The sequence below is a fragment of the Streptomyces sp. NPDC008125 genome (assembly GCF_042957125.1).
In the GTDB taxonomy this organism is placed as follows: Bacteria; Actinomycetota; Actinomycetes; order Streptomycetales; family Streptomycetaceae; genus Streptomyces.
Genome location: NZ_JBIBHR010000006.1, coordinates 113,389 through 127,818 on the forward strand (window position 1 = coordinate 113,389; position 14,430 = coordinate 127,818).

Here is a 14,430-nt window from a genome sequence, read left to right on the forward strand (position 1 = left end):
CGGCTCCCGCACCCGCGCCACCGCCACCGCCCGCACCGGAGCCGAGTCCGTCGCCGACCCCCTCACCCACCCCGTCCGCGCACCCCACGGCCCACGTCGTCGCGCTGCCGGTCTATCGCAAGCCCCGGCGCCAAGTGCACGACAGCGGAACCTCGTTGGTGACGCTGACTCTGATGATCACGGCTCCCGCCGTGTTCGCCGTCGCCGTGCTCCGGCCTCGTTCGTCCCGCTGACCCGACGGAGGACACCTTGTCGGAATGGATCGCCCTCTCCATCGCGATGGCATCGGTCTGTGCCGTCGTACTCACCATCGCCGTCCTCAACAACCGCCGCGTCGGCGAGGACGACGACCCCTCCGAGACGCCCGACGTCATCGAGTACATGACGATGATGATCGGCGTGGTGTACGCCATCGTGCTCGGCCTCGCCATCGCGGGCGTCTGGGAGGGCCGCAGCTCCGCCCAGGAGTACGTACGTCTGGAGGCCCAGGCGCTGCACGAGGTGCACGCGCGCTCGTCCGTCTACCCGGCGGAGGTCCGCGACCGCATCCGCGCCGACGTCGACACCTACGTCTCCTACGTGGTGGACGACGAATGGCGGTACATGGAGAAGCACGGCTCCCTCACGGATCGTGGGACCCGGCTCCTCGACACCCTCCGCGCGGACGTCACCGAGTACGTCCCGCGGAACGACCACGAGGGCCAGGCCTACCAGCCGCTCGTGGACCAGGTCGCGGCGGCCGACGACGCACGCAGCGCGCGCGGGCAGAACGCGGGCGCCACGATGCCGGGGGTGGTGTGGTTCGGCCTCATCATCGGCGCCCTGGTGACCGTCGGACTGATCTTCACGCTGCAGATCCGCAGAACCTTCAGAGAGCTGCTCCTCGCGGGCCTCTTCAGCGTGCTGATCGCGTTCCTCCTCTTCCTGATCTGGGACTTCGACGCCCCCTTCGGACGGGGCATCTCGGCGACCGCGGCACCCTTCTTCGACCTCTTCCCGCACGCCGCGCGCTGAGGAGGACCCCGGACGGACGCGTCCCCCGGGCGGTGAGCCGCCCGGGGGACGGCGCTGCCCCATTCGCCTTACTCCGATCGCGGGTGATGTGACGGGCTCCTAGCGTGTCGGACACCGAGACGTATTTCCTCGTGCTTCCCGCCTCGCGGAAACCGGTTCCGCGGATACGCCTCGGTCCCCGGAGGCTCACATGCGCGCGATACGTGTCGCACCCCTCGCCCTGTCCGGCGCCACCGCCCTCCTCCTCGCGACTCCCGCCGCCCACGCCTCACAGGACGGGGGGAGTACCCCGCCGTTCACCCCCACCGTCACGCCGTCGGTGACAGCACCCGGCGGACAGGTCACGCTGGGCAGCGGCGGGTGCACGGGCGGGACGACCGTCACCTCGGGAGTCTTCGACACCGTCGTCATCCCCAGCGGGACCACCACGGCCGTCGCCACGGTGGACGGAAGTGCCCAGCAGGGTGCCATCTACGCGGTGACCTTCAAATGCGGCTCCAGCGGCGACGCGAGGAACACCGGCCTCACCATCACCGGCGGAGCGACCACGGGCACGAGCACCACCACGAGCACGGGTACGGGCACGAGCACGGGCTCCTCCACGGCCCCCGCCGCCGTCACCCCGGAGATCGGCACCGCCACCGCAGTCGCGACGGCGAACTCCACGTCCCTTCCCGCCCCGGCGGGCGTCCAGGGCGGTCTCGGCGGAAGCATCGGCTCGCTCGACGGCGAGGAGCTCGCCCTGGGTGCGGCCCTCGTTCTGGTCGCCGCCACAGGCACCGTCTTCTTCGTACGCCGTCGTGGCTCCGCCGGCCGGCACTGACCGGTGACGGCCGGCCGGGGCGCGCGGACGTCGGTCGCCCCGGGTCCCTGGTCCGGGACTCGGGGCGACGGGCGTATCGGGCCGGGCGGCAAGGACGGCCCGAGGGTCTGATCCGGACGAGAGGCCCTACACGGCCGCATTGCTCGTCCGACGACGGCGGACGATGAAGACGGCGCCCCCGACGGCCGCGGCCGCCACCAGCGCGCCGCCGATCCGCGTCTCCGTGGAGCCCGGCCCCATGGATCCGCCGAGACCACCCTGGGCCCCCCGGCCGTCGAGCACGGTGAACCGCGCCGTCGCCACGGCGCCGTTGCCGGAGCCGTTGCCGTTGCCGTTGCCGTTGCCGTTGCCGTTGCCGTTGCCGAAGTCGTTGGCGTCGTCGTTGCCGAAGCCGTTGTTGTTTCCGCTGTTGTTCCCGTTGTTGCTGCCGTTGTTGCTGTTGCAGCGCACCGAGAGGTTGTAGTGCCCAGGGGTGGTGTCGTAGCGGACGCGCGCGGTGGCGTAGCCGGTGCGGCCCGCCGAGAGCTCCACCGTCGGGAACGCGTTCGACCACACCCGGCCGCCGCGGTTGCAGCCCTGAGCGCTGATCTGCAGCGTGGCACCCTGGTGGACCGCACGCGGGTTGACGGTGACGTTCACCGGGACGGACGGTGACGGGCCGCCGCCGGCGACGGCCGGCGAGGGGGCGAGTCCGAGCGCCGCGAATGCCGTCGCGGTGACCGCGAGAGCGCGTGTGACACGCATCGTGTGAACCTCCAGCGGGACGCGCCCCGGAAGCCTCTCCTCCGGGATCGGTCGAACGCGTCCCATGACGAACCCTCACCAGAACCTCTGACTGGTCGCATGTCGGCACCGCCGTCCCCGGTACGGCGACACGCCGGGCGGTGCACGGCGTGACCTGACGGGACCGCAGGTCACGGACCGTCAGAACTTTTATGCGGCCATTACTCCGACAGGCATTACTCCGACAGGCAGGGCGGCCGACCTGCCGCATGTCCGACGCCACCCGTTCGCGCCGCTCCGATCGCCGTCGTGCCCCCGCGCCCTTAGCGTGCCGAGCGTGGCGACGAAAGGGAGAACCATGGGCCGGGACAACTGGAAGGTCCGGCGGACCAGACACACTCCCTGGGGTGCCGTCGCCCTGGTCATGCTCACCGGGATCGCGCTGATGAGGAACGGCGTCGACGTGCCGGCCGGGCCGCCGCAGCCGGTGGCCGCCGCCCGGATCGACAGCTCCCCGGACACCGGGAGCGTCCCCCCGGCCGCGGAGCCGGTGCAGATGCTGCCGTACGCCCCCGCCGCCCGCGTCTCGATCGCGGCGATCAAGGTGGACGCCCCGATCGTGGACGTGGGCCTCGACCAGGACGGCTGGATCGCCGCGCCTTCCCCGCGGGACACCAACCTGGCGGGCTGGTACCAGAACGGCATCTCCCCCGGGCAGCGGGGAACGTCGGTGATCGTCGGGCATGTGGACAACATGTCGGGGCCCGCCGTCTTCTACGGGCTCGGCGCCCTCACGAAGGGCGAGCACGTGGAGGTGACCCGCTACGACGGCCGGGTCGCGGTCTTCGAGATCTACGGCGTGGAGGTCTTCTCCAAGGCCGGCTTCCCCGGCCCCCGGGTGTACGGAGACACCGGTTACGCCGAGCTCCGCGTCATCACCTGCGGCGGCGGCTATACGAAGGCCGGCGGGTACGACGGGAACGTGGTCGTCTTCGCGCGACTGGTGGAGACCCGCTGAACCGTCTTCGCCCGCCCGCCCGTGCGGCAGGTGCCCGGGGCCCCCGCCGGACCGGCCGGGCCCGCGGGTGCGAGCCGCGCCGCCCCTCTGCACGGCCGACGCGCCCGCCTCGCACGCCGTACCCCCGCTCCCGGTGAGTGGGCCCGGTGTTTCAGGTGCGGTACGGCACCGTGAGCCGGTAGCCCTGGTCGATCAGACGGGGCAGGTAGCGGGGAAGCGCCTCGACGGTCTGCGAGCGGTCGCCGCCCGCGTCGTGGGAGAGGACGACCACGCCCGGGGCCGCGCCGTCCAGCACCCGGCCGATGATCACGTCGGTGCCGGGCGTCTCCCAGTCCAGCGTGTCGACCGTCCAGGCCATCGGTTCCATGTTCAGCTCGGCGCCGATCTCGAAGACGTTGCGGTTCCACGCCCCGTACGGCGCCCGGAACCACAGCGGCGCGTCCCCGGCCGTCCGCCGGATCACCTCGCTGGTCCGCTCGATCTCGTCCCTCGCCTCCGCCCGGGTCAGGCCGGTCATCAGGGGATGCGTCCAGGAATGGTTGCCGATCACGTGCCCGTCGTCGGCGATGGCCCGCACCAGATCCTGGTTGTCGTCGGCCATCTCGCCGCAGAGGAAGAACATGGCGTGCACCTGGTGCCTGCGCAGGGTGGCCAGGATCTGCGGGGTGTGGACGGGGTCGGGGCCGTCGTCGAAGGTGAGCACCATCGCGTGCCCGAGGTCCGGCAGCTCCTCGAAGGGCCGGGTGCGTACGGGCGGCAGCGCGGGGCGGCGGCGGGGTGCGGCCTCGGCGGCCCGGCCGACCATGGGCTGGAGCCGGTAGCCGGAGGGCCGGCGGGGTGCCGCGGCGGGCGGGCCTGCGGCCACCGGCATCCGCGGGGCGGCGGCCGGTCCGGTGGGGGCCGCGGCCGGTTCCGCCGCGATGAGGCGCACGGTGACCGCCGCGCCGATCCCGGCGGCGATTCCCAGCAGCGTTCGACGCCCCGGCTGCTTTTTCTCGTATTTCATGACTAACTGCTCGCACGAAGATCCTTTCGTCGGACCTTGCGACACGAGAGCCGGGCGAGGTCCACCCGATGGAAGGGCCGCGCCTGTGCCGACCGGTCCAACACCGCACGTGGGACCTCGTGCGGCGCCACACGCGGGAGCGGCTAGCCTTCCAGCCGTGAGCGAGCAACAGCAACACCAGTTCGAACGAGGCACCGACGGTCCCAAGGTGATCGTCGCGGGCATCGACGGCTCCGAGTCCTCCATGAGGGCGGCGGCCTATGCCGCCGGGCTCGCGCGCAGGCAGCACGCCATGCTGGCGCTGGTCTACGTCCAGCCCTTGATGATCGCCGGGGCGGCGCTCGGCGCACCGGTGTCGGGAACCACCGGGGACGTGGCGGAGGGGCTGATCAACGAGATCCGCAGCTCCTCGGAGCGGATGAAGGACACCTGGGACGTGCGCTGGGAGTTCCACACCTTCCCCGGTGACCCGTACAACGGGCTCGTCACCGCCGCGGACGAGCTGAAGGCGGACGCCGTGGTGGTCGGCGCCTCCGAGTCGGCCGGGCACCGGATCATCGGCTCGGTGGCGGTGCGGCTGGTGAAGGCGGGCCGCTGGCCGGTGACGGTGGTGCCGTGACCGCCGAGGCCCGTCGGACCTCGCTGCCGAGGGGCTGACGACCGTTCACCGCACCGTGCGACCGCTCGCCGCACGCTCCGGCCCGCAGCCTGGTCCTCGGCCCGCTGGATGCGTTCGTATACGCCAGGCGGCGACGAGGCCGCCTGCGACCTGCGGGAAGGACGTTCCACGATGTCCACGACGACCACCGACGAGCGGGCCATCGCGGAGCTGCTGCGGGAACACGGCCCCGCGCTCCTGCACTTCCTCCAGCAACTGACCTACGGCGACAGCCAGGGGGCCGAGGATCTGGTCCAGGAGACGCTGGTGCGCGCGTGGCAGCACCCCGAGGCTTTCGCCGCACCGTACGAGTCCATGCGGCCGTGGCTCTTCACCGTGGCCCGGCGCCTGGCCATCGACGCCCGGCGGTCCCGGCAGGCGCGTCCCGCCGAGGTGAGCGACTCCGTGCTGGAGTGCGCGTCCGCCCCGCTGGACACCGCCGACTCGGCGGTCCGCTCCCTCGACGTGCGCGCGGCGGTGCGCGGTCTGAGCCCCGAACACCGTGCTGTGCTGGAGGAGATCTACTTCCGCGGGCTCAGCGTCGGGGAGACGGCCGAGGTACTCGGCATTCCGCCGGGTACGGTCAAGTCGCGCTCCTACTACGCCCTCCGGCTGCTCCAGCGCGGTCTGCCCGGCTACTCCGAAAGGTCCCGCGCCGCCGGCCGGACGAGGCGTGCGGAGACCTGCGCCACCTCCGTGTAGGCGGATGCCGTCGCCCCGGCGGGCCCCGCTCAGGAACCGTGCACGCCGGCGCGGTACTTGGGGAACCGCAAGGTGATCTTCATGCCCGCGCCGACGCCGGTCTCGATGACGAGCCCGTAGTCGTCGCCGTACACCTGGCGCAGCCGCTCGTCGACGTTGAGCAGGCCGATGCCGGTCGAGGCGCCGCCCTCGCCGCGCAGGATCTGCCGCAGGCGTTCGGGGTCCATGCCGGTGCCGTCGTCCTCGATGACGACCTCGGCCTCGGAGCCCGCGTCCAGGGCGGAGATGGTGATCCGACTGCGGGTGACGGCTCCTTCGAGCCCGTGCTTGACGGCGTTCTCGACGAGCGGCTGGAGGCAGAGGAAGGGCAGGGCGACGGGCAGTACCTCGGGGGCCACCTGCAGGGTGACCGCGAGCCGCTCGCCGAATCGTGCGCGCACCAGCGCCAAGTACTGGTCGATGGAGTGAAGTTCGTCGGCGAGCGTGGTGAATTCGCCGTGGCGACGGAAGGAGTAGCGGGTGAAGTCGGCGAATTCCAGCAGGAGTTCTCGTGCCTGCTCGGGGTCGGTGCGGACGAACGACGCGATGGCGGCGAGCGAGTTGAAGATGAAGTGCGGGGAGATCTGGGCGCGCAGCGCCTTGATCTCCGCCTCGATCAACTGGGTGCGTGAGCGGTCGAGTTCAGCGAGCTCCAGCTGTACGCAGACCCAGCGCGCCACCTCGCCCGTCGCGCGCGCCAGCACCGCGGACTCGCGCGGCGCGTGGGCGACGAGCGCCCCGAGGACCCGGTTGTCGACGGTGAGCGGTACGGCCACCGCCCAGCGCAGCGGGCAGTCGAGGTCCTCGCAGTCGGTGCCGAAGGCGGTGTCGCGGCCGTTCTCCAGCAGGTTCTCCACCTGTTCCATGACGTCCGGGCCGTGGTGGTGTCCCGCGCCGTCCCAGACGAGCACCCGCTCCCGGTCGGTGAGGCAGAGCGCTTCGGTACCCAGCAGGGAGCGCAGCCGGCGGACGGAGCGCCGTGCGCTGTCCTCGGTCAGGCCGGCCCGCAGCGGGGGTGCGGCCAGCGACGCGGTGTGCAGGGTCTCGAAGGTCGCGTGCTCGACAGGGGTCCCGACGTCGCTGGGCCGCACGGGGCGGGCGGTACGGCGGCCGAGCAGGAAGGCCGCTCCGGCCAGCAGGGCGGCCGGCACGGCGAGGACCGCGATCTGCGCCCCGGTCATCGGTCCCGCCCCGGGGTCAGGGCTTCCGGCAGGTGGAAGCGGGTCATCACCGCGTTGGTGCCCGGGGGCACGCGCCCCGGGGTGGCGAGCGAGACGAGGACCATCGCGAGGAAGCCGACCGGCACCGACCACACGGCGGGCCAGGCCAGCAGCGCGTGGGGCCAGCCCGGCTGCCGTACGGCCCCGCTCACCGTGATCGCGACGGCGAGGAGCGCCGACCCGCCGCCGAGCAGGAGTCCGGCGATGGCTCCCGGCGGCGTGAGACGGCGCCACCAGATGCCGAGCACCAGCAGGGGGCAGAAGGACGACGCGGAGACGGCAAAGGCCATGGCCACCGCGTCGGCCACCGGCACCCTGCTGACCAGCAGCGACCCGGCCAGCGGCACGGCGATGGCAAGGACGGTCGCGGGCCGGAAGTAGCGCACGCCGCGTTGCGGCAGGACGTCCTGCGTGATGACCCCGGCCACGGCGACGGTCAGGCCGGAGGCGGTGGAGAGGAACGCGGCGAAGGCTCCCCCGGCGATCAGCGCGCCCAGCAGGTCGCCGCCGAGCCCTCCGATGACCCGTGCGGGCAGCAGCAGGACGGCGGCGTCGGCGTCACCGCCGTGCCGCAGTTCGGGGGCGTACAGGCGTCCCAGCGCTCCGTAGACGGGCGGCAGCAGGTAGAAGACGCCGACGAGGGCGAGCACGGCCACGGTGGTACGGCGCGCGTCGCGGCCGTTGGGGCTGGTGTAGAAGCGGACGACGACGTGCGGGAGCCCCATGGTGCCGAGGAAGGTGGCGACGATCAGCCCGTACGTGGCGTAGAGCGGGTGGTCGGCGCGGAAGACGGCGTGCTGTCCGCCGAAGGTGACGGCCGGGCGGCCGTCGCCCTGCCAGGCGAGTACGAGGAAGAGTGCGGGGACCAGGAGGGCGGTCAGCTTCAGCCAGTACTGGAAGACCTGGACGAAGGTGATCGACCGCATCCCGCCCGCCGCGACCGCGACCACGACGACCGAGGCGACGAGTACGTCCCCGAGCCAGCCGGGTGCGCCGGTGAGGATCTGCAGAGTGAGACCGGCCCCTTGGAGCTGGGGCACGAGGTAGAGCCAGCCCGCGCCGACGACGAAGACGCTGACCAGGCGGCGTACCTGGCGCGACTCAAGACGTCCTTCGGCGAAGTCGGGCAGGGTGTACGCCCCCGAGCGGCGCAGCGGGGCCGCGACGAAGAAGAGGAGCACCAGATATCCGGCCGTGTAGCCGACCGGGTACCAGAGCATGTCGGGGCCGTGCACGAGCACCAGTCCGGCGATGCCGAGGAAGGAGGCGGCAGAGAGGTATTCGCCGCTGATCGCCGCCGCGTTGAGGCGGGGGCGGACGGTGCGGGAGGCGACGTAGAAGTCGGAGGTGGTGCGGGATATCCGCAGGCCGAATCCGCCGACGAGCACCGTGGCGAGGACGACGAGGGCGACCGCGGCCCACGACGCCGTGTGGTCGGGCGTGTTCACCGTTGGGTGCGCCCTTCAGCGGGGTGTTCTTCGCGGGCGCCTTCTTCGACGGTGCGTCCCTGACCGGGGTGGGCGAAGGGGGCGGGCGGGGGGCCGACGGGGTTCCTCACGGGGCGGAGCGACCTTCCACGAGCCGGGCGAAGTCCCGCTCGTTGCGTTCGGCCCGGCGTACGTACCACCAGGCGAGAAGGGTGATCGGCAGGTAGGCGGCGAACCCGAGGACGGTCCAGACGACCGCGCCGCTGCGCAGGGTGGTGAAGACGAGCGGGAGGGTGCCGGCGACGAGCGCGAGGGCGGCGAAGGCGGTGAGCCCGGCCCGGAGCTGGCTGCGCATCAGCGAGCGTACGTACGCTCCGCCGAGGGCGGTCTGCTCGTCTATCTCGGACTGGGTGCGGTGGCGCGGCAGCGGACGCACCCGCCGGGGCACGCCGGTGACGACCTCGCGCCGGGGCGTGGGCTCTGCGGACATGGGCTGGAAGTTTAGGGCGCGTGGGGGCCGGCTGGGAAGGGGCCTGGTCAGCGGCTTCCCTGGCGCATCAGCAGATCGCGCAGGGCGCGGCTGTGGCGGCGGCTCACGGCGAGTTCCGCACCGCCGATGCGGACGCTCATGGTGCCGGCTTCGAGACGGAGTTCGTCGATGCGGGTGAGGGCGACGAGATGACGGCGGTGGATGCGGACGAAGCCCCGGGAGCGCCAGCGCTCCTCCAGCGTGGTGAGTGGGATCCGTACGAGGTGGCTTCCGGTGTCGGTGTGCAGGCGGGCGTAGTCGCCCTGGGCCTCGGCGTACGCGATGTCCTCGACGGGCACGAACCGGATCACTCCGCCGAGTTCGACCTGCACCGGGTCGCCGCCGGTGTCGTGCACGGGCGCGGTGCGCTCCCCCATCTGTTCGGCGACGCGGCGGACGGCCTCGGCAAGGCGTTCGCGGCGTACGGGCTTGAGCACGTAGTCGACGGCCTTGAGGTCGAAGGCGTGGCCGGCGAAGCCCTCGTGGGCGGTGACGAAGACGATGAGCGGCGGTGCGGCGAACCCGGCCAGCAGTTGGGCGATGTCGAGCCCGGTGAGGCCGGCCATGTGGATGTCCAGGAAGACGACGTCGATCGCACCGGGGCCGTCGGGTCCCGCGTCGACCGCGGCGCCGATGCGGCGCAGCGCCTCGGTGGCACCGGTGGCGCCTTCGGCGCTGCGGATGCGGGGGTCGGCGCGGAGGAGGTAGAGAAGTTCCTCCAGGGCCGGTTCTTCGTCGTCGACGGCGAGTACGCGCAGCATGAGGCCGGAGTGTAGGCGGTGCCCGGTAGCCTCTGCGTGACCTGTTCATTTCAGGAAGCGGGACGTCCTGCGGTCGGCGAGAGGCTTCCCGCCGGTCTGGCAGGTGGGGCAGTACTGGAGGGCGGAATCGCTGAAGGACACCTGCAGGACGGTGTCCCCGCAGACCGGGCAGGGCTCTCCCGCGCGTCCGTGGACGCGCATGCCACTGCGCTTCTCGGACTTGAGCTCGCCGGTGGCGATCCCGCTGGAACGGGCGACCGCGTCCTCCAGGGTGGTGCGCAGCGCGGCGTGGAGGTGGCTGATGTCGTCCTCGTCGAGGTCGGCGGTGCGCTTGAACGGGGACATCTTCGCGGCGTGCAGGATCTCGTCGCTGTAGGCGTTGCCGATGCCCGCGATCAGCGACTGGTCGCGGAGCGCGCCCTTGATCTGGCGGCGCTCCCCGTCGAGGAGGGCGGCGAGGGCGTCCCGGTCGAAGTCCGGGGCGAGCGGGTCGGGGCCGAGCCGGGCGATGCCGGGTACGTCCATCGGGTCGTGGACGAGGTACACGGCGAGCCGCTTCTTGCTGCCCATCTCGGTCAGGTCGAACCCGTCGCCTCCGGTGAGGACGGTACGGAGGGCGAGCGGACCCTTGCCGGGTCCGGGCGGTTTGGCGGGGAAGGAGTCCCGCCACCGGAGCCAGCCGGCCCGGGCCAGATGGGTGACGAGGTGGAGCGGTCCGGCACCGATGTCGAGGAACTTGCCGTGCCGGTCCACGGAGGTGACGGTGGCGCCCTCCAGCGCGGCGGGTGGCGGGTCGTACGTCTTGAGCACGTTGACGGAGAGCGGGAGGACACCGGCGATCTCCCTGCCGACCAGGTGGTCGCCGAGGAAGACCCGCAGGGCTTCGACTTCCGGCAGCTCGGGCATGTATCCAGCCTGCCGCAGGCCCCGTACGGTCGGCCACCGCTGGCCCTGGGCCGTGCTGTGCGCCACCCCCGGCGGGCATGCCCGACAAGGCCCGGCACACGCGCCCGGGGGCGGTTCAGCCGAGCCGGTACACGCGGGTCGCCGTCCCGGCGAAGACGGCGGCGCGCTCGTTGGCGGAGAGGTCCGCGGTGAGGGTGCGCGCGGCCTCCAGGACCTCCGCGTACGGCGCGGCGAGCCGGCAGACCGGCCAGTCCGAGCCGAACATCAGCCGGTGCGGTCCGAACGCGTCGAGCAGGACGTCGGTGAAGGGGCGCAGATCGTCCGTGGTCCAGTGGTGCGGGTCGGCTTCGGTGACGAGGCCGGAGAGCTTGCAGACCGTGTTCGGCAGCGCGGCCAGCGTGCGCAGGTCGTCGGCCCAGGGCTGGAGGTGGCCCTGGGCGACGGGAGGCTTCCCGGCGTGGTCGAGTACGAAGGTGAGCCCGGGCAGCAGTGCCGCGGCGGCAGTGGCGGCGGGCAGCTGGTGGGGGCGGACGATCAGGTCGTAGGCGAGACCGGCGTCGGCGACGGCGGCCAGGCCGCGCAGCACGTCGGGGCGGAGCAGCCAGCGCGGGTCGCTCTCGCCCTGGACCTGGTGGCGGATGCCGGTCAGCAGGTCGCCGCCGGGCAGGCCTCGCAGTGCGGCGAGAGTACCGGCGACGTCCGGGGCGGTGAGATCGGTCCAGCCGACGACGCCGGCGACGAGGTCGCTGCCGTGGGCGAGGGCGAGGAACTCCGGCGTCTCCTCGGCGACGGTGACCGTCTGGACGAGGACGGTGGCGCCCACGCCCGCGGCCCGGGCTTCGGGTTCCAGGTCGGCGAGAGTGAAGTCGCGCCGGATGGGGGCGAGTTCCTCGCCGGTGATCCACTCCTGGTCTCGTACGGAGAGGTCCCAGACGTGATGGTGGGCGTCGACGGTCGTCGCGGACGCGGTCATGTCATCGCTCCTCGGGGGCGCGGGACCCGGTGGGCGCGCCGGGGGCCGGAAGGAGCCCTTCGGCCCGCAGGTCGTCCCAGAGCGCCGACGGCAGCGGGGTACGCAGCAGGGCCGCGGCGTCGCGCACCTCGTCGGGTGAGCGGGTGCCGACCAGCACGCTGGCGACGGCAGGGTGTGCGAGGGAGTGGTGCAGGGCGGCGGCGCGCAGCGGGACGCCGTGCGCCTCGGTGACGGCCTTCATGCGCAGGGCGCGTTCGAGCAGTGCGGCGGGGGCGGCCGTGTAGTCGTAGGGGGCGCCGGGGCGCGGGTCGGCGAGGAGGCCCGAGTTGAAGACCCCGCCGACGACGACGCCGCGCCCCCGGGCCTCGGCCTCGGGGAGGAGTTCGTCCAGCGCGCTTCCGTCGAGCAGGGTGTGACGGCCGGCGCAGAGCACGACGTCGACGTCGGTGTCCCGCAGGAAGCGGGTGAGCAGGGCTGTCTGGTTCATCCCGGCTCCGATCGCGCCGACGACGCCCTCCTCGCGCAGCCGCTCCAGAGCGGGGTACGCCTCGCCGAAGGCGGCTTCCGCATGGTCGTCGGGGTCGTGCAGGTAGGCGACGTCGATACGGTCGAGGCCAAGGCGCAGCAGGCTGTCCTCGATGGACCTGCGCACCCCGTCCGCGCTGAAGTCCCAGCGCCTGCGGTGGGTCACCGGAACCGCGAACCCGTCGTCCAGGCCGTCGGGCACCGGGGTTCCGGCGGGCAGCGGGTCGAGGATCCGCCCGACCTTGGTGGAGAGGGTGTACGAGGAGCGGGGCCGGGACCGCAGCGCGGCGCCGAGCCGTCGCTCGGAGAGGCCGAGTCCGTAGTGCGGGGCGGTGTCGAAGTGCCGGACGCCCTCGTCCCACGCGGCGTCCACCGCGAGGGCCGCCTGCTCGGGGTCGACGGCGCTGAAGAGATTGCCGATGGCCGCTGCCCCGAAGGACAGTTCGGTGACCTCCACGGCGGTACGTCCGAGTGTGCTGCGCCGCATGGCCTGCCGCCCTCACTGAATGATCGCTTTCCGTACAGGGCGATGATTCATCGGATCACTGAGGCAAGTCAACCGGACAGACGCGGCCCATTTCCTCTCTTCATTGGGAATCAGTCCGATCACTCCACGAGGCCGAGGGTCCGCGGGGGCGTCCCGACGAGCTCCTGGAGCGCCGCGAGCTCGTCCGCCATCGCCGCTCCGAGCAGGTCGAGGTCGGGCAGCGCCCGGCCGTCGGCGACCAGGCCGACCTGCACCCGCCCGCCGTACGTCGAGAGCGCCACGGCGAGGGACTGCCCGCGCGCCAGCGGGGCCATCGGATAGAGGGAGCGCAGGGGGCAGCCGCCCAGCGAGAGTGCGGCGCGCGGCAGCGGAACGCTGGTGACCAGGAGGTCGAAGAGCATCCGGGCCGCGTTGCCGGCGAGGGGGGCGCCGAAGCGGTGGGCGAGCGGCGGCAGCCGGTCGGCCAGTACGGCGACGGCTCCCGCGCCCTTCAGCGGGCCGGCCGCCTTGTTGCGCTCCATCGCGACGCGTACGGCCCGCAGCCGGCTGCGGGCGTCCGGCTCCGAGACCGGGAGGCCGAGGAGGTAGGCGGAGAGCCGGTTGCCGTTCTGGGCAGCCACGCCGGGCCGGCGGCGCGATACGGGCACCAGGGCCCGGGGGTCGTCGCCCGGCAAGTCCTCGCCGCGCCCGGTCATCCACCGCCTCAGCGCCCCGGCGACGACGGCGAGCAGCACGTCGTTGGCCGTGCCGCCTTCGGCTCTGCGGACGCGCCGCACGGCTTCGGCGTCCAGATCCGCGGTGACGAGCCGCCGGGTGCCGCTGGAGCCTGCCGCCAGGGCACCCGAGCCGCCCGGCACCAGTCGGCTCGCGCGCACCACGGAGGCCCCGACACCCAGCGCCCGTCCGGCCTCTTCGAGCCGGCCGAGCGCGAGACCGGCGACCTCCCGGGGGCCGGGCATCCAGGAGCGCGGCGGGACGGGGGCGCGCCGTACGGCCGTCGCGCGCCGGGTGGCGACGGCCGCGATCTCGTCGAAGATGCCCGCGCCGATCGCGACGGCGCGCATGCCGTCGGCCAGCGCGTGGTGCAGTTTCACCAGCACGGCGAACGGACCGTCGCCGGACCCGCTCTCCAGCAGGTACATCTCCCAGGGCGGCAGCCCGCGGGCGATCGGGCGTTCCATCAGGTCGCCCGCGAGCGAGGTCGCCGCCGCCATGAAGTCCCCCGGCGGCAGGGCGGCGCGGTGGACATGGCGGCGGACGTCGAAGCCCTTGTCGGTGGACCAGGCCGCGCCGCCGAGGGGCAGCAGGACGTCCCGTACCCGCATCCGGAGCCGGGGGACGGCGGCCGCGCGCTCCCGGAGCAGTTCCAGCACGTCCTGCTCGGAGCCGCCGGCCACCGGGGAGAACACGGCGAGCGCGCCCAGGTGCATCGGGTGGGCCTCGGACTCCAGGTGCCAGAAGGCGAGATCGAGAGGGGCGAGCAGTTCGGTACCCATGGGGGACCTCATGTCATCGGGGGGAGAGCTGGACCGCCGTGCGCCCCCAGTCAAACCACGGCGGTCAGTTACGGTCAAGAACGGACATGTTACGTTCCGCTACCGCCAAGTAGGCGCTTTAGT

Annotated in this window: 15 protein-coding genes; 5 read left to right on the forward strand and 10 right to left on the reverse strand. The window is 72.8% G+C overall.

All coding sequences use genetic code 11. The features are described from left to right. Nucleotides 1–249: 249 nt before the first annotated feature. Together ACFZAX_RS12410 and ACFZAX_RS12415 are read left to right on the forward strand one after the other, a co-directional pair. Entirely contained in the window at nucleotides 250–1,014 is a 765-nt protein-coding gene (locus ACFZAX_RS12410) for a hypothetical protein (RefSeq protein WP_390961134.1), read from the forward strand. A gap of 190 nt (nucleotides 1,015–1,204) precedes the next feature. After that, nucleotides 1,205–1,837, forward strand: coding sequence for a hypothetical protein (locus ACFZAX_RS12415; RefSeq protein WP_390961136.1), 633 nt, complete (start codon nucleotides 1,205–1,207; stop codon nucleotides 1,835–1,837). Nucleotides 1,838–1,963: 126 nt separating this feature from the next. Here the strand turns inward: ACFZAX_RS12415 and ACFZAX_RS12420 are convergent, their stop codons facing one another. Continuing rightward, on the reverse strand, nucleotides 1,964–2,581 hold the full coding sequence (locus ACFZAX_RS12420; protein WP_390961137.1) for a hypothetical protein: 618 nt from the start codon (nucleotides 2,579–2,581) through the stop codon (nucleotides 1,964–1,966). Nucleotides 2,582–2,918: 337 nt separating this feature from the next. On the opposite strand from ACFZAX_RS12420, the gene ACFZAX_RS12425 reads away from it, so the two are divergent. Next, nucleotides 2,919–3,578 carry a class F sortase gene (locus ACFZAX_RS12425; RefSeq protein ID WP_390961521.1) on the forward strand — a complete coding sequence of 220 codons (660 nt, stop codon included), beginning with the start codon at nucleotides 2,919–2,921 and terminating at the stop codon, nucleotides 3,576–3,578. A gap of 151 nt (nucleotides 3,579–3,729) precedes the next feature. On the opposite strand, the gene ACFZAX_RS12430 is transcribed toward ACFZAX_RS12425, so the two are convergent. Beyond that, nucleotides 3,730–4,584, reverse strand: coding sequence for a polysaccharide deacetylase family protein (locus ACFZAX_RS12430; RefSeq protein ID WP_390961138.1), 855 nt, complete (start codon nucleotides 4,582–4,584; stop codon nucleotides 3,730–3,732). A gap of 157 nt (nucleotides 4,585–4,741) precedes the next feature. On the opposite strand from ACFZAX_RS12430, the gene ACFZAX_RS12435 reads away from it, so the two are divergent. After that, complete coding sequence (locus ACFZAX_RS12435) at nucleotides 4,742–5,203, forward strand: universal stress protein (RefSeq protein ID WP_390961139.1); 462 nt, start codon at nucleotides 4,742–4,744, stop codon at nucleotides 5,201–5,203. A gap of 171 nt (nucleotides 5,204–5,374) precedes the next feature. Then, nucleotides 5,375–5,944: a sigma-70 family RNA polymerase sigma factor gene (locus tag ACFZAX_RS12440; protein WP_390961140.1), complete on the forward strand. Its 570-nt coding sequence runs from the start codon at nucleotides 5,375–5,377 to the stop codon at nucleotides 5,942–5,944. Between the two features lie 29 nt (nucleotides 5,945–5,973). Here the strand turns inward: ACFZAX_RS12440 and ACFZAX_RS12445 are convergent, their stop codons facing one another. The 8 genes from ACFZAX_RS12445 to ACFZAX_RS12480 form a co-directional block, all read right to left on the reverse strand. Next, nucleotides 5,974–7,164, reverse strand: coding sequence for a histidine kinase (locus ACFZAX_RS12445; RefSeq protein ID WP_390961141.1), 1,191 nt, complete (start codon nucleotides 7,162–7,164; stop codon nucleotides 5,974–5,976). Further along, nucleotides 7,161–8,651, reverse strand: a complete 1,491-nt coding sequence (locus tag ACFZAX_RS12450) for a cation acetate symporter (RefSeq protein ID WP_390961143.1) — start codon at nucleotides 8,649–8,651, stop codon at nucleotides 7,161–7,163. Before ACFZAX_RS12450 ends, ACFZAX_RS12445 begins: the two co-directional genes overlap by 4 nt. 106 nt (nucleotides 8,652–8,757) lie before the next feature. Next, complete coding sequence (locus ACFZAX_RS12455; protein ID WP_390961144.1) at nucleotides 8,758–9,120, reverse strand: hypothetical protein; 363 nt, start codon at nucleotides 9,118–9,120, stop codon at nucleotides 8,758–8,760. 47 nt (nucleotides 9,121–9,167) lie between these two features. After that, nucleotides 9,168–9,920: a LytTR family transcriptional regulator DNA-binding domain-containing protein gene (locus ACFZAX_RS12460; RefSeq protein WP_390961145.1), complete on the reverse strand. Its 753-nt coding sequence runs from the start codon at nucleotides 9,918–9,920 to the stop codon at nucleotides 9,168–9,170. Between the two features lie 45 nt (nucleotides 9,921–9,965). Then, nucleotides 9,966–10,826, reverse strand: coding sequence for a DNA-formamidopyrimidine glycosylase family protein (locus tag ACFZAX_RS12465; RefSeq protein WP_390961146.1), 861 nt, complete (start codon nucleotides 10,824–10,826; stop codon nucleotides 9,966–9,968). Nucleotides 10,827–10,941: 115 nt separating this feature from the next. Continuing rightward, the gene (locus ACFZAX_RS12470) at nucleotides 10,942–11,799 is read right to left on the reverse strand and encodes an amidohydrolase family protein (protein ID WP_390961147.1); all 858 of its coding nucleotides are present in this window, start codon (nucleotides 11,797–11,799) and stop codon (nucleotides 10,942–10,944) included. Nucleotide 11,800: 1 nt separating this feature from the next. Further along, on the reverse strand, nucleotides 11,801–12,811 hold the full coding sequence (locus ACFZAX_RS12475; protein ID WP_390961148.1) for an aldo/keto reductase: 1,011 nt from the start codon (nucleotides 12,809–12,811) through the stop codon (nucleotides 11,801–11,803). A gap of 119 nt (nucleotides 12,812–12,930) precedes the next feature. Further along, complete coding sequence (locus ACFZAX_RS12480; protein ID WP_390961150.1) at nucleotides 12,931–14,307, reverse strand: wax ester/triacylglycerol synthase family O-acyltransferase; 1,377 nt, start codon at nucleotides 14,305–14,307, stop codon at nucleotides 12,931–12,933. Nucleotides 14,308–14,430 lie beyond the last annotated feature (123 nt).